Raw genomic sequence first — 18,219 nt, 5'->3', positions numbered from 1 at the left:
TTACTCTTTATTTGGCGAAATCAACACCCAGTTGAATATCACCTTTCAGTGTTGTCAGCATTCCATCTAACGCGGCTTGTTCATAGGCACTCAATGCACCATAGCTCAACACTTCTTCGACACCCTCTTTACCGAGTTTAATCGGTTGTGCAAAGAATGAAGCATGCTCACTACCACCGTCAACGTAGGCACATTCCACAACACCTGGTTCACCTTGCAGTGCTTTGACTAATGATAAGCCAAAACGGCAAGCCGCTTGACCCATTGACAGTGTTGCACTGCCGCCACCCGCCTTCGCTTCCACCACTTCGGTGCCTGCGTTTTGAATGCGCTTAGTTAGGGCTTCCACTTCTTCGGCCGTGAACTCAACCCCTTCAATTTGTGAAAGCAAAGGAAGGATAGTGACGCCTGAGTGGCCGCCAATCACAGGCACAATAATCTCGCTAGGGTTTTTATCTTTTAGCGCCGCGACAAACGTTTCTGAGCGGATCACGTCCAACGTTGTCACACCAAATAACTTACGCTTGTCGTAAACGCCTGCTTTTTTCAAGACTTCCGCTGCAATAGGTACTGTTGTATTGACAGGGTTGGTGATAATGCCCACACAGGCTTTTGGACAGACAACCGCAATCTTTTCAGTCAATGCTTTCACAATGCCAGCGTTAACATTAAACAGATCCGCGCGATCCATACCCGGCTTACGAGCGACACCAGCAGAAACAAGGACTACATCCGCACCTTCAAGCGCAGGTGTTGGATCTTCGCCAGCATAGCCTTTGATCGATACAGGGGTAGGAATGTGGCTTAGATCGGCAGCAACGCCCGGAGTCACCGGTGCGATGTCATACAGCGCCAGATCGGAGCCAGCAGGAAGATGGTTTTTAAGTAGAAGTGCTAGGGCTTGACCGATGCCACCAGCGGCACCAATAACAGCTACTTTCATCGTAGTTCTCCTTGAGAATAAATCTCTTATAAATGTTTTCGTGTAGGGTATTTTTAAGCTAGAAAACTATAGTAATCACAATATGATTACAATCAATTAACGCTAGCTTTGCGACCTCGCGCAATTCGCTAAAATCGAGCTACAGCAGCGATGGCAATTATGACCTTGTTTATCTTTAGCGACAAAGAGTTAAGTTGCCATTCGACCAAAGTTTTACACAAATGTTTACAGTGACTTTTTAGACACTTTTGGACGATAATTTGGCGATAACTGCATAGCTATGCGAGAATATGCAGCAATAAATGGCTAATCGAAGACGATAACTATGCGCAACAATAATGATAAGCAAGATAATCTGGTTCGTGCTTTTAAAAATCTATTAAAAGAAGAGCGTTTTGGATCTCAAGGTGACATTGTCGATGCCCTGCGTAATGAAGGGTTTGATAGTATCAACCAATCCAAAGTATCTCGCATGCTGACTAAATTTGGTGCGGTGCGCACACGCAACGCAAAAATGGAAATGGTCTACTGCCTTCCTGCTGAGCTCGGTGTACCAACCGTATCAAGTTCACTGCGTGAGTTAGTGCTAGACATAGATCACAATGCCGCGCTGGTAGTGATTCATACCGGACCAGGGGCGGCACAGCTTATTGCTCGGTTACTTGATTCTCTGGGCAAATCGGAAGGCATCTTGGGTGTGGTGGCCGGTGACGATACCATTTTTATCACACCGACACTGAACGTAACGACAAAGCAATTGTTTGATTCAGTCTGTGATCTATTTGATTACGCAGGGTAATTTGTCCCTAAACGTATTTCATCTCACTCTCTAGTAGAATCACACTGCGTCAAGTCGGCGTGATTCTCTTCACATCTTCAGCAATAAGTTGTCACAACAGAAAGAGAAATAACTCCTTGATAGGCAAGCTATTGTCATATTTTGACTCTGATAGTGACGCTTATTAATAGCAAATTTAGCTACATTTTTTAACATTTATGTAATTATGTGCCGATTTTTTGGTATTATTTAGCCGCTTTTTCAATACTCAGATTGAAAAAGATGCCGTTTCCAGATGAGGAAACTCCCCCGATCCCCAAACATCTTGAAGTGGCGGATAGACGACAAATGAGTCAGTTGTCATATAGCATGGATAAGATTCTGTGATTGGGGTAAACCAACGTAGCCAACACCACAGCAACTTCAACTGAGAAGGGTGTAACAACAATTATCTATGGGATTAATAATGAATAAGGAAGGGAAATTCATGGCGTTGAATAAATTGATTAAAGTTGGAGTAATTTCAGCAGCCGTCATGGGGGCAGGAACGGTCAGTGCACAAGAATTTATTACTATTGGTACGGGATCCGTCACTGGTGTTTACTACCCAACAGGTGGTGCTATTTGTAAGCTGGTTAACAAAGGGCGTAAAGACCACAACATTCGCTGCTCAGTCGAATCAACCGGCGGGTCTATCTACAACGTGAATACCATTCGTTCGAATGAGCTTGATTTTGGTATCGTTCAATCTGACTGGCAGTACCATGGTTATAACGGCACTAGCGAATTTAGCGAACAAGGCCCGAATAAAAAACTGCGCGCAGTATTCTCTCTTCATACCGAACCTTTTAACATCATTGCTCGCGCCGATTCTGGCATTGAAAACGTGGCAGACTTGAAAGGTAAACGTGTCAACATTGGTAACCCTGGTTCGGGTGACAGAGCCACGATGGCAGTGGTGATGGATGCATTTGGTTGGACCAATGACAGCTTCAAGCTAGCTTCTGAGCTCAAAGGCTCTGAACGCTCTCAAGCGTTATGCGACAATAAAATAGACGCCTTCATTTACATGGTTGGCCATCCAAATGGTTCAATCAAAGAAGCAACAACCTCATGCGATGCAAAACTCGTCTCTGCCACTGGCCCTGAAATTGAAAAAATTGTTGCCAATAACCCTTACTACGCTTACAGCACCATTCCTGCTGGCATGTATCGTGGAACAGATAAAGATGTAACCAGCTTTGGTGTGGCAGCGACATTGGTATCAAGCACCGATGTGTCTGATGAAGTCGCCTACAACCTAGTCAAAGCGGTATTTGAAGATTTTGATACCTTTAAACGTCTTCACCCTGCTTTTGCTAATTTGAAAAAAGAAGACATGGTTAAAGCCGGGATCTCTATTCCCCTTCATCCAGGTGCTGAAAAATACTACAAAGAAATCGGTTTGCTAAAATAATTTCGCATCGCGAACACTGACAATAACAATACCGAGTCAAAGGGGACTTACTGTCTCCTTTGATTGCCCGTTCAATTACAGGTGATATGCCCTTGATCCCTTTGCGTGATGTTCAAGCAGTGGCGGCGATGATCGCCCACCGTCTTACGTTCACAACGACTCACTGGGCACCTTTGGGTCTTAAATGATTTAACGACCCACCTTTTGTTCTGTTCCGCAATAGCCAGCTTCTCAGTAGCCGGGAATTGACCCTGTGGTCAACCGAGATGTAGGCAGTCAATAATAAGGATAACGTACATGACGAAGACACTCACTCCGTCGACTGATGTGCAGGAAATGGTAGCGCAATCCGATACTGGTGCAAGAAATCCTCACGGTTTGCCAGGGCGCATTTTGTGGTTTGTCCCACTATGTTGGTCCCTATTCCAACTTTGGTATGCTTCACCGCTGCCTTTTATTTTTAACTTTGCCATCTTAAACGATACACAGGCACGAGCGGTTCACCTTACGTTTGCCATTTTTCTAGCCTTTACCGCCTATCCAGCATTAAAGAGCTCACCGCGCGATCGTATTCCACTGATTGACTGGCTCCTTGCCTTAGCCGGTAGCTTCTCTGCCGCTTATATCTATTTATTTTACAACGAGTTGGCTGGTCGTTCTGGCGCACCAACCTTGATTGATATAGCGGTCTCCGTCACAGGAATGGTGCTATTACTTGAAGCAACACGCCGAGCGTTAGGACCACCACTGATGTTGGTCGCTGCACTATTCTTGCTCTACACCTTTGGCGGCCCACACATGCCAGATGTGATTGCTCATAAAGGAGCAAGCCTAAACAAAGCGATGTCTCATTTGTGGCTGACCACTGAAGGAGTTTTTGGTGTGGCTCTTGGGGTTTCCACCTCTTTTGTGTTCTTGTTTGTTCTATTTGGTGCAATGCTTGAACGAGCTGGCGCAGGTGCCTATTTTATCAAGGTGGCCTTTTCACTGTTGGGCCATATGCGAGGCGGCCCAGCGAAAGCAGCGGTTGTGGCCTCAGGCTTATCAGGGCTAGTGTCTGGCTCATCGATTGCAAACGTAGTTACCACCGGCACTTTTACCATTCCATTGATGAAACGCGTTGGCTTTTCCGGAACGAAAGCTGGCGCGGTTGAAGTTGCCGCTTCCACCAATGGCCAATTAACACCGCCGATCATGGGTGCTGCCGCATTTTTAATGGTGGAATATGTCGGTATTTCCTATGTTGAAGTGATCCGTGCTGCGCTACTGCCAGCACTTATCTCTTACATTGCTTTAATTTATATTGTCCATTTGGAAGCCTGCAAAGCAGGAATGAAAGGCCTACCTCGCCGTCATACACCGACATGGGTGCAAAGCTTACTTTCATTTACGGGTACTATTTTAGGGCTTTGTGTTCTCAGCGCTGTTGTTTACTACGGCATTGGTTGGACCAAAGAGGTGTTTGGTGACGCTGCTACTCCCATTGTTACGGTCGCGCTTTTACTGACTTATGTCGCTCTGATTAGAATCTCATCTCGCCACGCCTCAGAAAGTACAATGGACATGGATATCCAAGAAGTACCCGACCCTGGGCCGACGGTAAAATCAGGGCTTCATTACCTGCTACCTATTGTGGTGCTAGTGTGGTGTTTGACGGTTGAGCGCTTCTCACCCGGGTTATCCGCTTTTTGGGCCACGATATTTATGGTCTTCATTTTGATCACTCAGCGGCCACTCATATCGTTACTTAATAAAAGCAACGATTTGAACAAGCAAGTGAAGGCTGGGTTTGTTGATCTTGCCGAAAGCTTGGTTTCGGGCGCGCGAAATATGATTGGCATTGGCGTGGCAACCGCAGCCGCATGAACCGTCGTTGGTGTCGTCACCTTGACTGGCATCGGCTTAGTGATGACCGATTTTGTTGAGTTTATCTCCGGTGGCAGCGTCATACTGATGCTGATTTTTACCGCCGTGATCAGCCTCATTCTTGGTATGGGCTTACCGACTACCGCCAACTACATCGTCGTATCAACCTTAATGGCTCCCGTCATTGTGACACTGGGAGCCGCTCATGGACTTATCATTCCGCTGATTGCCGTACACTTATTTGTGTTCTATTTCGGCATTTTGGCCGATGATACCCCCCCCGTTGGCTTGGCGGCATTTGCCGCAGCGGCTATCGCTAAATCAGACCCTATTCGTACAGGTATTCAAGGGTTTGCTTACGATATTCGTACCGCCATTTTGCCCTTTATGTTCGTATTCAACACTCAACTACTGCTAATGGGAATTGATACATGGTGGCACTTAGCGTTAACCATTTTCTCAGCCATTACCGCAATGCTGCTGTTTTCTGCTGCGACTCAAGGTTGGTGGCTAACTCGCAATAAGTGGTGGGAAACCGTCTTGCTGTTGGTGTTAACGTTCTCATTCTTCAGGCCCGGTTTTTGGTGGGATATGATTTATCCTGCAACAGAGCTGCATCCTGGCACTTCTATTAATCAAGTTGTTGAAAAACTCCCCGTAGGTCAACCTATCAAACTGATTGTTGCAGGTGAGAAAATCGATGGGAATTTCACATCAAAAACCGTACAACTGCCTTTTGAGGATCAAGCCGCAACGGCAGAGCAGCGTATTCAATCAATGGGACTAACCTTGAAAGAAACCAGCAATCGTATGCTGGTGGATATGATTGAGTTCGGCAGCCCAGCAGAGGCAGCAGGTATAGATTTTGATTGGGAAATCCGCTCAATTGTAGTGGAAAGCCAACGTCCGATGAAAGAGTGGGTCTTCTTACCTGCATTATTACTAGTATTGACCTTAGCTTGGAATCAGAAACGCCGTATGAGAACACAAGAAATACGCGCTTAATCAATATGCCTAGCACGAGCTAGGCATATACTTTACGGAAACAAGGTGCTCTAAAGCACCCTATCGTAGATGAGATAATCCATAATGTATAAACACATTCTTGTTCCAGTAGACCTTAATGAAAAAGGCTTTTCTGACAAAGCCGTTGAACTTGCTGTTTGGCACGCGACACATTCCAATGCTGAAATTCATCTTTTAAATGTATTACCTGGTATCCACATGTCGATGGTCGCCACATACTTCCCGAAAGATGCCGCGGCGAAAATGAAAGAAGACGTCAAGCAACAGCTAAAACAGTTTGCTGATCAACATATCGCTGACGAAGTAATCTACAAACTGCATGTAGCGGAAGGTAAAGCCTACACCACCATTTTAGATTACGCAGAGAAGCTCGGAGCTGATTTGATTATCATGCCAAGCCATAAACGCTCGAAGATCGATAAAGTGATGCTGGGATCGGTGGCCAGTAAAGTAGTGCAAAATTCGCCAATCAATGTACTGGTCGTCAAGCCGCAAGGATAGAAACCCTGCATCGTCATAAAAAAGCGCATGAGGCGCTTTTTTTTATGCCAACGATAAGCGCCTCAGTTAGGAATTGGCTATCAAACTAATAGGTTCAATCACCTTTACTTGTTGAGAATAATTATCAATAATGTTTACATCAACCAGATAACCGTTTAGGTGAACATTATGAAAAAAACGCTCAGCTTTGCCGCCATCCACTTCAGTATCGCGTTTACTGTCGTTTACCTACTTACGGGCGACATTATTCTTGGTAGTCTGATTGCCATGCTTGAGCCGATGGTCAATACCGTTGCTTTTTACTTTCATGAAAAAGTATGGGCACACTACGCCCCGCTGCGCCGCTACTCACAATCAGCTAAAATTAAAACAGGTAGCTTCGCTGTAGTACACTTTAGTGTTGCATTTAGCGTGGCATATATCATGACCGGAAGTTTTATCATTGGTGGTGTGTTAGCTATGATCGAACCGAGCATTAATACTTGTGCTTACTACTTCTACGAGAAATTCTGGCAAAAGAGGCATCCACAAGATTGGTCAGCAATGAAGTGCTCTCATTAACATCAGCTCAATCAAATAGGGAAATGAGTAACACAGAGGTCTTCGCTTAACGCGATATGGAAGGATTGCTGCTGACCATCAAGTTGCACCGATAAGGTATACAAATCATTCTAGTTAAGCTGTGTAAGATCTGCGTACTTCGGCGCTTCCACTTGAAATAAAGCACTGGCATGCTGATGGCGCACATCAATAGGCAACTGATAGCTCATACCATTAAATTTTACTACCGCGGAAACTAATCCTGGTGCGTAGGTTTGATAATGTAAGTGAACCAAAAACTCACAGCCGCCGCCATAGTGCCAGATTTGCTCAGCGGTAACATGCTCTAGACGAACATGACGAATGCATTGTAGATAAGGCTCTTGCCAAATCCCCATTCGCTCATCGTATTTCTTCACCGCGTGGTGCCCTAGCGGGCATAATTGCGGCAAATCTGGCTCATCAAGCAACCACTCTTCTTCTTGCTCAACAAACAAAATTTCGAACCGGTTGCGACCGAGTTGTAGCAAAGGCCGAATGTCTTTTTTATACACCGCTTGGCTGCCATCACAATCGAATAGTGCCACACCGTTTAAACGTATTTCCGCATAAAAATCGATGCCCTCAAGCACAAGATCAATTGCAGCGAAGCTAAGCATCGCTTCATCTACCTCAACATCATGCATCAAATGCCACTCTTGCTCGGCAATTTGTACTTCTGTCATATCGTGAGGTAATACTTGGCTAAGAGGCGCAGGAAAACAAAGATCCTCTTGCGGGATCGATAAATCAGTCAACGGTGAAAGCTGCCAAAAGCCAGCAAGAGAAATTCGCATAATAAACTTGAGCTAGATCAATGTTGAACGATTATATACAAAATAAATAAAGATGTGCTGACAAAAATAATGATTCGTCATTAAAGTGCCCCCCGTTAGCTTTGCATAGCTAAAAAAATACCAGCCAAAAGGCTGGTATCTCACATCAAGGTAAACAACGCCTAATCACTCTTGGTCGTCTTCATCTTCTTCATCGTCGTATAGCGCATCTTCACCAGCGTAGTAAGTGCCCCAGCCGTCGTAAATAATGTCATATTTTTCAGCAAGTTGAATAAGCTTATCTGCCTGCTCATCGATCGCTTCGGCCTTCAGTACCGATTGCATCGTCGCGTCGCAGCACAACAGTTTATTGCCGTCTTCATCTTCTGTTTCTTCTGCTTCAAGCACTTCAAAGCCCATTTTAAAGGCTTCAACAACCGCTTTTTCTAGCGTGTCAAAATCTTCAGCAAATAGGTGGTGCTCTATCTCATATAACGCATCTGGATCACTGCCATCTTCGAGCAGTGCTTGAATGATGTCGCGAGTATCTTCTTTTTGAATTTCAATTAACTCTTCAACGGATACATAATCATCTTGCTGAGGTTGAGACATAAGGTGCTCCAGATTTGGCTAAATGTAAACTATACACAAACAGCTTGACGTTTCAGTTAGGCGGAAAATGAGTTCATCCCCTCGCCAATTACATAGATAAACGATGTGATTGGAGTAAGCGAACGTATCAAATACCGCTGCAGCTTCAAGTCGGAAGGGTATAAATGAATTTCGACGAAATATGGCATGGTTCGCCTAAAATTGCCACCAACAACGTACCGCGATCTTTATCTTTCTAAAGGATCACTGCTCAATCAAGTACAGATCAAAGAAAAAACACTTTAATTTAACAATTTATTTTCATTTTGCTAATTCAGTAGATTATCTGCCTGATGATTTGCTCTTTCACCGCATTAAACTGCCTGTTTATCAAACATTCATGCATAGCGAAAAAGGTCGCTTTGGCTAAATCTGCCAGCATTATGCACTTTTTATGTAAATAATCGCATAAAAAATCACTTATTCTTCATGCTTAATTCACCCTCCTCTGAGCCAAAAACGCATAACAAAGCACTTTGTCGTTATTAGGCTTATTTGGCTAGTTTTGGAGTTATTTTTTAATAATCGCACATTCTAAAGCATACATAACCATAATCTCACAAAATAACAGCGAACATCACCACCAAGTAGACTTGCATCGTTCGCTTAAGCTTGTCATAAAGAACATGAGAAATAAGAGTAGGGATACAAAATGAATAAGCTGTACGTTGGATCTGAAGTTGGGCAACTGCGCCGAGTATTACTCAATCGGCCAGAGCGTGCCTTAACTCATCTTACACCGTCGAACTGTCATGAACTGTTATTTGATGATGTGCTTGCCGTAGAAGATGCAGGAAAAGAGCATGATGCCTTTGCCAACACGTTGAAGGATCAAAATGTGGAAGTGCTGTTGCTGCATGATCTCTTAGTCGAAACCTTGGCCGTTGCCGATGCCAAAGCGTGGTTGCTCGATACGCAAATTTCTGATTTTCGCTACGGTCCCACTTTGGCGCGCGATCTGCGCTGCTATTTAGCTGACATGGATAATGAACACCTCGCCACTCTGCTACTCGGTGGTCTTGCTTATTCCGAACTGCCTATCCACTCCTCTTCGATGCTACCTAAAATGCATCGTCCGTTAGATTTTGTGATTGAACCGTTGCCCAATCATCTCTTTACTCGCGATACCTCGTGCTGGGTGTATGGCGGCGTATCGCTTAATCCGATGATGAAACCAGCACGCCAACGTGAAACCAACCACTTACGCGCCATTTACCGTTGGCATCCTGTATTTGCAGGCGAGGATTTTATCAAATATTTCGGTGATGAAGATCTGCACTACGATAATGCCAATATTGAAGGGGGCGACGTACTGGTGATCGGTAAAGGTGCGGTGTTGATTGGTATTTCCGAACGCACGACAGTGCAAGGGGTAGAAAATTTTGCTGCGAGTTTATTTAAACATGGGCAGGCCAAAGAGGTGATTGCCGTTAACCTGCCTAAACACCGCTCCTGTATGCACTTAGATACGGTGATGACACATATGGATGTCGACACCTTTTCTGTTTACCCCGAAATTATGCGTCATGATTTAGAAACATGGCGTTTAACGCCGAAAGGCGATGGCCGGATGAACGTCGATTCAATGCCAAGTTACGTTAATGCGATTGAACGCGCGTTAGGTTTGGACAAACTCAAAATCATCACCACTGGTGGTGATAGCTATGAGGCTGAGCGTGAGCAATGGAATGACGCCAACAACGTGCTAACGGTTAAACCCGGAGTTGTGATTGGCTACGAACGCAATGTCTACACTAACGAGAAATACGATAAGGCGGGCATCAAAGTATTAACCATCCCCGGCAATGAACTAGGTCGAGGCCGAGGCGGCGCGCGCTGCATGAGCTGCCCGATCGAGCGAGATGATATTTAACCTTTTTAATTCAACGTGATAAATAAAAGAGATAAAAAAGCGGCGCATCAAAACGCCGCTTTTTATTTGCTTACGCTGCGCGATACAAACCACGTCAGCTCTGAGCGAGTAACAACGTTATTCGGTGCCACCAACAGTGAGCGAATCTAGCTTAAGCGTAGGTTGTCCTACTCCAACAGGCACACTTTGTCCTGCTTTACCGCACACTCCAACGCCGCGATCAAGGCTCAAATCGTTACCCACCATTGAGACTTGTTGCATTGCCTCAATGCCAGAACCTATCAAGGTTGCACCTTTGATTGGATAAGTAATTTTGCCGTTTTCAATCATATAGGCTTCAGAGGCAGAGAACACAAATTTACCCGAGGTGATATCCACTTGGCCACCGCCAAAGTTGGGCGCATAAACGCCTTTCTTCACTGTTGAAATGATCTCTTCTGGCGTATGTTCACCCGGCAACATGTAAGTGTTGGTCATGCGCGGCATCGGTAAATGTGCGTACGATTCACGACGCCCATTACCCGTGGGGTTCACCCCCATCAAACGTGCGTTGAGTTTGTCTTGTATGTAGCCTTTCAACACGCCATTTTCAATTAAGGTGTTGTATTGACCATTGACACCTTCATCGTCGACATTGAGCGAGCCACGCAGATCTTTCAACGTGCCATCGTCAACAATCGTACAAAGCGTTGAGGTTACTTTCTGGCCAATTTTACCGGAGAAGACAGAAGATCCCTTGCGGTTAAAATCACCTTCTAAGCCATGCCCTACCGCTTCGTGAAGCAAGACGCCCGGCCAACCAGAACCAAGCACAACTGGCATCGCACCCGCAGGAGCTGCGACAGCTTCAAGGTTGACTAAGGCTTGTCGGATAGCTTCATCGGCAAACTGAAACGCAACTTTACGGCCATCTTGTTCGGTGAGGAAAAAGTCATAACCAAAACGACCACCACCACCAGAGCTGCCTCGCTCGCGGCGATCACCTTTTTGTGCTAACACGCTGATCGACAAACGGACCAAAGGGCGGATATCGCCTGCGTAAGTCCCATCGGTTGCAGCAACTAACATCTGTTCATGCACACCACTTAAGCTCACCGAGACTTCTTGGATCAAAGGCTCTTTGGTGCGAATGTAAGCATCCAGCTCTTGCAGTAATTCTGTTTTTTGCTTTTTTTCCCAACTGGCTAGCGGGTTATCCGCCGCATAATAGGCTTGATTATCGCTACGTTTAAAGGCTTGAACACAACCACTTTTGCCTTGCTGCGCAATGCCTCGTGCGGCTATTGCACTCTGTTTCAAACCTTCTAATTGGATTTGATCTGAATAGGCAAAACCGGTTTTTTCACCCGTGACGGCGCGCACACCAACACCGCAATCGATATTAAATGAACCGTCTTTAATGATGCTGTCTTCGAGCACTAAAGACTCGTGCCAGCTCGACTGAAAATAGATATCGGCATAATCAATTTGACGAGTGGCAATTGTCGCTAGTGTATCTGCAATATCTTGCTCGGTTAATCCTGCCGGTTTTAATAGTGCATCTTCAATGCGGTTAATACTCATAGTGTGCTCTTATTCTCTATAAACTGATTGGTGAATCGGGTGTGTGCAGCAATGGGCATTTTTTGTCGAACTTGATCAACGTAAGCCAAGTCAATATCGACAACTAAATTCCCCACTTGCTGGTTTAAGCTTGCAATAACTTCACCCCAAGGGCTGATGACCATCGAATGACCCCATGTCTCGCGCCCACATGGATGAAGCCCAGCTTGCCCAACCGCAACAACCCAACACTGATTCTCTATCGCTCGGGCTCTTAACAAGACTTCCCAATGTGCCTTTCCGGTCACCGCCGTAAAGGCCGCAGGAACCACTACTATCTGAGCACCCTGCACTCTTAATTGAGAATAGAGGTGCGGAAAACGCACATCATAGCAGATGGAAAGGCCAATTTGACCAAATGGCGTCGACGCAACACTCAGCTTTGTGCCGCAGGTAAAAGTTTCCGATTCTCGATAGCGCTGGTGGCCGTCAGCGACATCGACATCAAACATGTGTAGCTTGTCGTAGTGCGCGACAAGATCGCCACTGGCGTCAAACAGCAAGGAGCTGGTCGTTACCCCAACTTTACGACGAATAGGCATGCTGCCCACCAACAACCACACCCGATGAAAGCGGGCCATGGCAGCCAATTGGCTCTGCAAGGGCCCCTGCCCCAATGGCTCGGCATATTGGTGGTACTGTTGTCGCGTGCCAAACACCAGTGCATTTTCCGGCGTGACAATCCACTGCACGCCTTGCTCCACAAGTAGTGACACTTGCTGTTCGATATAGGCCAAATTCTGCGCAGGTTCAGAGCTTGACGTCATTTGAATAAGTCCAACGCGATCCATGCCTACTTCCCTATTTTTCAGTCAATTTTCTCAACTTTTCTGGCAATTTAAACTCGCCCCTACTACGCGAAAGCTCTTTAACCGCCGGTGAATTAATTGGCCCTTTGACCTCATAATTGACTTGGGTAAAGACCTCAACCACAGGTGCAATCACAGTCGTAATAGCGAGGACATACAACGCTGTTTGCGGCGTCACCGCAAAAGCCGTTAAGACGGGAATTCCTGATGTGATATCTGGTACAAAATTCACCTCAGCATCAACAGTGCGGTCGTTGAGATCCGCTAAGCCTTTGATAGTCATTTCACCGGCCACGGCATCCATTTTGATGTTGTTGGTAACAAAAATCCCTTGAGAAATTTCACCACTACCCGTAATTGAGTTAAAGGCCATCCCTTGATCAAACACGTCGCTAAAATCGAGCTGCATTTTGCGAATAATGGAATCTAAACTGAACAATCCGAGCAAACGAGCGGCACCTCTGACATCAGAAACGACACCTTTACCCATAGTAGTCTCTATCTTGCCTTCTAAGCTGTCGATCTTCATTGACCAAGGCGCGCCATCCCACTCGGTTTGACTCGATATTTCAAATGGCGCTCGTTGGATCCCCGAGCTAATACCAAAACGCTCCATCAAATCGCTATTATTATCACCTTTCATGGTGAGATTCAGTTGGGTATGGCTACGCTCATCACCTTGTGCGTCTTTATCCAACGTCCAAGCACCATTGATATTGACTTGGTTTGAACCACTACTGATGTCAATCTTCTTCCATTGCAAAGTATCACCTTGCCGCTCGAAGTCCATATTCATCTTGCCCACCTTGTAACCCTGCAACCAAAGATCATCAATGGCCAAAGTTAAGTTTGGCACTAATCGATGAAACTGTCGGTCAAAATCAGCAATAAGCGGCTCAGACTGGCGAGCTTGATCGACTAATAGGGACTTTTTGGCGCTTTCATCAAGGTCGGGAATGTAAACGTGCAAACGTTCAAGCGAGACGGACAAATCATAAGGTTCAATATAACTTGCTTGGCCTTTCGCTTCTTGGCTCTCGAGCTGTGCGTACCAACCGAGATTTTTACGTCTGGCATTAAAATCAACATCGTGCCACTCAATTCCCGCCAGTAGAAGTGCTTTGACGTTGATGTCCACTCTCTCTGGTGGTGGGATCTCGGGAGTATTCATCTCCGCTAGAGCTGATTTTTTCTTCGGCTGAGGCTCATTGACCAAACTCAACCATTCATCCAAATTAAAGGTATCACTGCGGATCTGCGCATGGTGGCCAACCACTGGGCTGATTTTAAAATTGCCGATCCCTACTATGAGATTGGTGGCCGTCAGGCGTGGTTTTTTCGATGTGATATCGATTTCAGCTTGGTATTTCGCTTGTGGTAATTGTAGGCGAGCGGTGATCGACTCTTGGTTACCCGAGGCTTGCAGTTGGGCCTTACCTGCTACCTTGAATGCTTTTTTCAGCGGGTAAGGATAATCACTTTCTACCATTTTTAGATCGGCTAAGGTGTCGATTTGATAAGTAAAACCAACATCATTGAGCTGAATATCAACGCCCATTTGCCAAGGAGCATGGCCTTTTAAACGACCAAGCCAACGTTCTCCAACAAAAGGTGTCAGGGGTTTAATATCCCAGTCTCCTAGCACATCAATATTGACTGCGTAACCTTGGCTGGCATTTTCACCTTTAAAATCAATCGCGATCGCTTGGGTCAGCAGATCGGCCGACAAACCGGCTGCCGTCACGACATCATTATCAAATTCAATTTTGCCAGAGACACCCTCAAGCACCATTGGTGGTGCATCCATTTCCACGTGGTTATTGTTTAAATTCGCCCAACCCCATGCTCGGGGTTCCTGCTCACTATCAAAAGGAATATGAAGCTGAAATTCAGATTGCACGTCGCCACTGACTTGAATCGCCGTTAACGCCGCCCCTACTGAGTCGACTAAAGGCGTTGAGGTCATGTAGTCACGCACGGCATTGCCTTGGGCTGTTGCACTGGCTTCGATTTCGATGTATCCACCTTCGGCTAGCTCAGGTATTCGCCCCGTAATCCTCTGGGCAGTGACATCCATTAAGGTCGCAGAGTGTGAATCAAGATACATTGCATCGTTTTCAAACAGCAGATCGAGTTGCAAATTGGTTATCGGCGGCCACGCCGTATCAAAACTGAACTTTGCCTCTTTTAACCCAACCCAAGCTTGGAATACGCCATTATTTTGTTGGTAGGGGAAATCGCCAAGCTCTCCATACCAAAGCAATTTAGCCGTATTGGCTTTACCGCCTTGTATCGCAGTAGAGAGATAATCCGTCAAGTCATGGCCTAAAGCCAAGGTAGGCAAATAACGCCAAGTTTCACCCGCATTGTATAAATCAGCTTCCGCATAAAACGAAAGTAAAGGACTGCGTTTTTCAGGAAAATCGAGACGAAATGCTCCGAGCACTTGCAAATCAGGTGTCGCGGCTGTCACTTTACTGGCCCACAATGACCAGCCATCAGTTTGCTTTTGCCATACCACATCGGCTTCACCTTGACGAATATTCAATGGTGCTTGGAAAACTTCACCATAAGGTAACACGTCATCAATCAGCGTTACTTTGGCGCGAGCACTCTCCATGCTACCTGCAATGGAGGCTTTGAGATGGTGTACTTGCGGCAATAGTTCCCATTGCGCCATGGCGCCATCACTGAGTTCAGCAGAATAACGAAGCGATTGCAGGCTATCTCCTTTGCTGAGCCGAATATCTTCTAAGGTGCCCCCCAAATCCAATTGCTGCAAAAGCTCGTTCGTTTGGCTGGAATCGGGCATCATTTTCACAAAGGGAAGCAAAGTTTTTATGTCCAACTGCGACAAGTTCAAACGCCATTGCGTCGGTTGCCATTCAAACGCAACATCAAGTTCAGGCCACACTTCGTCATCCGTGCGGAGCCGAAGTGAGTAAGCATTAACTTGCCATCCTTTTTCGATTGGTGAGAGTTTAATGATCCCTGACTCTAACAGCAGTTCATGCTGGCGTTTTTCATCCCAAATCCGCTCCGATGGCTTAAGTTCAACATAACCATCTTTGGGTTGGTTATGCTCTAACGTCAGCCAGGCATTAAAACTCACCTGTCCTTTCTTAATGCCGGTTTCATCTTTGAGATAACGAGTCAACCACGGGTTTATTTTGATATTGTCAGCGCTAACATAGAAGTGACCTGAAATATCGCGTAGTGAACCATGATCTTCAAAGTTAGCGCTCACTAACAAAGAGTTTATGCTGGTATCAGCGATGCTCACCACGCCTTCCGCTTTATGCTGCTGAGCGTTATTTTTCCACCGAAGGCGTTCAATATCTAACTGGCTAATCTCCCCCGCGACAGATTGATAGAAAACCGTCGAGTCGAGTAGCGCAAAATCATCCAATTGCCGCAACAGTAGGTTGTCTAAACGCTCAATGACATTGCCTTGTGTGCGGCTCTGTTGGTTATCTTCCGCCTGTAGCTCAAGCCAGTTTACCGAGCGAATATCCAATTTGAGTTGATGAACACTGAGATCCGCGACCACAGGTTGCATTTGCAGTATTGACTGAATGAGGTCAAATTCAACATCGATTTGTTGCGCAGAAAAGTGAATTTGCGATCCATCAGGTAGCTTTGCTTTTAGCCCCTTAAGTGCAATTGACGGGTGAGTATTACGCCAAAAACCAGTGACCTCACTTAATTCAAATTCAAAACCTGAATTTTGGTTGATCAAGGTTTGTATTTCGCCTTGGAAACGATTCATTTGTGGCAAAAACACACGCAAGGTGGTGACAGCAACAGCCAGCACCACTAGCACGCTAACGATAAAGCACAATACTATTCGCCAAAGGCGCGTAAAAGTTGAGATCACAAAAACCCTACTACATCATCACAACGTCAAATTGTTCTTGGATATAAAGTGGCTCCGCTTGAATGCGCACTTCTTTTCCAATAAACACTTCCAACTCAGCAAGGGCATGAGACTCATCACCTTGCAAGGTTTCTGCCACCGCAGGGGATGCGTAAACCACAAATTTATCCGCATCGTAAGCGCGGTTGACACGCGTGATTTCACGTAAGATTTCGAAACAGACGGTTTCAACGGTTTTCACACTGCCGCGGCCTTCACAGGTTGGACAACTCGAACATAACACGTGTTCAATACTTTCACGGGTGCGCTTACGCGTCATCTCGACCAAGCCTAACTGCGTAAAACCATTAATATTCGTTTTGACGCGATCTTTAACCAGAGCGGCATCTAACGAGTTGAGCACTCGCTTACGGTGCTCTTCAGACATCATATCGATAAAATCAATAATGATGATGCCCCCTAAGTTGCGCAAACGTAACTGACGGGCAATGGCTTGGGTCGCTTCCACATTAGTATTAAAAATGGTTTCTTCGAGGTTACGACGGCCAACAAACGCGCCAGTATTGATATCAATTGTGGTCATGGCTTCGGTTTGGTCGATGATAAGGTATCCACCAGACTTGAGCTCCACTTTACGCTCGAGAGAACGCTGAACCTCGTTTTCGGTGTCGTACATATCAAAGATAGGCTTGTCACCTTCATACAGTTCAAGCTTATCGGTCAACTCAGGCACAAACTCTGAGGTGAACTCTTTGAGGTTCTCAAATTCAAGGCGTGAATCGACTAAGATCCGTGTCAAATCAGTGCCGACAAAATCTCGTAAAATACGCTGAGCTAAACCCAATTCGCCATACAGTGTCGAGCGTGTTTTGTATTTAACTCGACGCTCCAACACTTTCAGCCATAGCCGTTTAAGAAAGGCGGCATCTTGTGCAAGCTCTTTCTCATCAGCCCCTTCAGCGGCGGTACGAATAATGAACCCACCGTGCTCATCACAATAATGAGACACGACTTTTTTGAGACGATCACGCTCTGATTCACTTTCAATGCGTTGTGAAACACCAACATGACTTGCGCCGGGCATAAAAACGAGATAGCGCGAAGGTAGGGTAATATCTGTCGTTAAACGGGCGCCTTTAGTTCCTAGTGGATCTTTGACCACTTGCACCACAATATCTTGGCCTTGACGAACTAGCTCTGAAATATCACGAACTTGAAACTGCTGCTTTTCGTTCTCAGCCACACATTCAGTATGAGGAACAATGTCAGAAGCGTGAAGAAAAGCGGCCTTGTCTAAACCAATATCGACAAAGGCGGCCTGCATTCCGGGAAGAACTCGGCTGACTTTTCCTTTGTAAATATTGCCCACAATGCCGCGTTTCGCTTCTCGCTCAATGTGGACCTCTTGAAGAACTCCGCCTTCAATCATCGCCACACGAGTTTCACTCGGGGTGACGTTTAGTAACAACTCTGCACTCATGA

The 18,219-nt window shown here is 45.8% G+C and carries 11 protein-coding genes and 2 pseudogenes; 6 read left to right on the top strand and 7 right to left on the bottom strand.

Annotation, left to right across the window (positions count from 1 at the left end; genetic code table 11):
- Positions 1-7: 7 nt before the first annotated feature.
- Positions 8-943 (bottom strand): malate dehydrogenase, encoded by a 936-nt coding sequence (mdh, locus tag VOR_RS0115525; protein ID WP_010320617.1) that lies wholly within the window; start codon positions 941-943, stop codon positions 8-10.
- A 325-nt stretch (positions 944-1,268) separates the two neighbouring features.
- Between mdh and argR the strand changes: the two genes are divergently transcribed.
- The 5 genes and pseudogenes from argR (at position 1,269) to VOR_RS17440 (ending at position 7,131) form a co-directional block, all read left to right on the top strand.
- A complete protein-coding gene (gene argR / locus VOR_RS0115520; RefSeq protein ID WP_010320616.1) occupies positions 1,269-1,742 on the top strand; it encodes a transcriptional regulator ArgR in 474 nt (157 codons plus the stop codon).
- Positions 1,743-2,208: 466 nt separating this feature from the next.
- Positions 2,209-3,177, top strand: coding sequence for a TAXI family TRAP transporter solute-binding subunit (locus VOR_RS0115515; RefSeq protein WP_010320615.1), 969 nt, complete (start codon positions 2,209-2,211; stop codon positions 3,175-3,177).
- Positions 3,178-3,474: 297 nt separating this feature from the next.
- A pseudogene (locus VOR_RS18055) lies at positions 3,475-6,061 on the top strand (TRAP transporter permease).
- A gap of 71 nt (positions 6,062-6,132) precedes the next feature.
- Positions 6,133-6,570 carry a universal stress protein gene (locus tag VOR_RS0115505; RefSeq protein WP_010320612.1) on the top strand — a complete coding sequence of 146 codons (438 nt, stop codon included), beginning with the start codon at positions 6,133-6,135 and terminating at the stop codon, positions 6,568-6,570.
- Positions 6,571-6,738: 168 nt separating this feature from the next.
- Positions 6,739-7,131 (top strand): DUF2061 domain-containing protein, encoded by a 393-nt coding sequence (locus tag VOR_RS17440; RefSeq protein ID WP_010320611.1) that lies wholly within the window; start codon positions 6,739-6,741, stop codon positions 7,129-7,131.
- Positions 7,132-7,142: 11 nt separating this feature from the next.
- Here VOR_RS17440 and VOR_RS18050 read toward each other — a convergent pair.
- Positions 7,143-7,946, bottom strand: a pseudogene (locus VOR_RS18050) (glycosyl hydrolase 2 galactose-binding domain-containing protein).
- A gap of 165 nt (positions 7,947-8,111) precedes the next feature.
- Positions 8,112-8,537 (bottom strand): ribonuclease E inhibitor RraB, encoded by a 426-nt coding sequence (gene rraB / locus VOR_RS0115490; RefSeq protein WP_010320609.1) that lies wholly within the window; start codon positions 8,535-8,537, stop codon positions 8,112-8,114.
- A 691-nt stretch (positions 8,538-9,228) separates the two neighbouring features.
- Here rraB and arcA point away from each other — a divergent pair.
- Entirely contained in the window at positions 9,229-10,449 is a 1,221-nt protein-coding gene (gene arcA, locus VOR_RS0115480; protein ID WP_010320608.1) for an arginine deiminase, read from the top strand.
- Positions 10,450-10,566: 117 nt separating this feature from the next.
- Here arcA and tldD read toward each other — a convergent pair whose 3' ends face one another.
- Genes tldD through rng form a run of 4 tightly spaced genes read right to left on the bottom strand, consistent with a single transcriptional unit; the run spans position 10,567 to position 18,217 of the window.
- Entirely contained in the window at positions 10,567-12,012 is a 1,446-nt protein-coding gene (gene tldD, locus VOR_RS0115475) for a metalloprotease TldD (protein ID WP_010320607.1), read from the bottom strand.
- A complete protein-coding gene (locus VOR_RS0115470; protein WP_010320606.1) occupies positions 12,009-12,842 on the bottom strand; it encodes a carbon-nitrogen hydrolase family protein in 834 nt (277 codons plus the stop codon). The genes tldD and VOR_RS0115470 overlap by 4 nt, the downstream gene beginning before the upstream one ends.
- A gap of 10 nt (positions 12,843-12,852) precedes the next feature.
- Positions 12,853-16,737, bottom strand: a complete 3,885-nt coding sequence (locus tag VOR_RS0115465) for a YhdP family protein (RefSeq protein WP_033197484.1) — start codon at positions 16,735-16,737, stop codon at positions 12,853-12,855.
- 10 nt (positions 16,738-16,747) lie between these two features.
- Positions 16,748-18,217: a ribonuclease G gene (gene rng / locus VOR_RS0115460; RefSeq protein ID WP_010320604.1), complete on the bottom strand. Its 1,470-nt coding sequence runs from the start codon at positions 18,215-18,217 to the stop codon at positions 16,748-16,750.
- Between the last annotated feature and the right edge of the window lie 2 nt (positions 18,218-18,219).

This window comes from Vibrio ordalii ATCC 33509, assembly GCA_000257205.1.
Lineage (GTDB): Bacteria > Pseudomonadota > Gammaproteobacteria > Enterobacterales > Vibrionaceae > Vibrio > Vibrio ordalii.
Note: the sequence above shows the minus strand (reverse complement) of the source record. Positions and strands in the feature narration are given on the sequence as shown.

What these genes read in the sequence shown, in the direction of transcription:
- mdh (WP_010320617.1), bottom strand. Translation starts at nt 943, where the DNA reads ATGAAAGTAGCTGTTATTGGTGCCGCTGGTGGCATCGGTCAAGCCCTA.
- argR (WP_010320616.1), top strand. Translation starts at nt 1,269, where the DNA reads ATGCGCAACAATAATGATAAGCAAGATAATCTGGTTCGTGCTTTTAAA.
- VOR_RS0115515 (WP_010320615.1), top strand. Translation starts at nt 2,209, where the DNA reads ATGGCGTTGAATAAATTGATTAAAGTTGGAGTAATTTCAGCAGCCGTC.
- VOR_RS0115505 (WP_010320612.1), top strand. Translation starts at nt 6,133, where the DNA reads ATGTATAAACACATTCTTGTTCCAGTAGACCTTAATGAAAAAGGCTTT.
- VOR_RS17440 (WP_010320611.1), top strand. Translation starts at nt 6,739, where the DNA reads ATGAAAAAAACGCTCAGCTTTGCCGCCATCCACTTCAGTATCGCGTTT.
- rraB (WP_010320609.1), bottom strand. Translation starts at nt 8,537, where the DNA reads ATGTCTCAACCTCAGCAAGATGATTATGTATCCGTTGAAGAGTTAATT.
- arcA (WP_010320608.1), top strand. Translation starts at nt 9,229, where the DNA reads ATGAATAAGCTGTACGTTGGATCTGAAGTTGGGCAACTGCGCCGAGTA.
- tldD (WP_010320607.1), bottom strand. Translation starts at nt 12,012, where the DNA reads ATGAGTATTAACCGCATTGAAGATGCACTATTAAAACCGGCAGGATTA.
- VOR_RS0115470 (WP_010320606.1), bottom strand. Translation starts at nt 12,842, where the DNA reads ATGGATCGCGTTGGACTTATTCAAATGACGTCAAGCTCTGAACCTGCG.
- rng (WP_010320604.1), bottom strand. Translation starts at nt 18,217, where the DNA reads ATGAGTGCAGAGTTGTTACTAAACGTCACCCCGAGTGAAACTCGTGTG.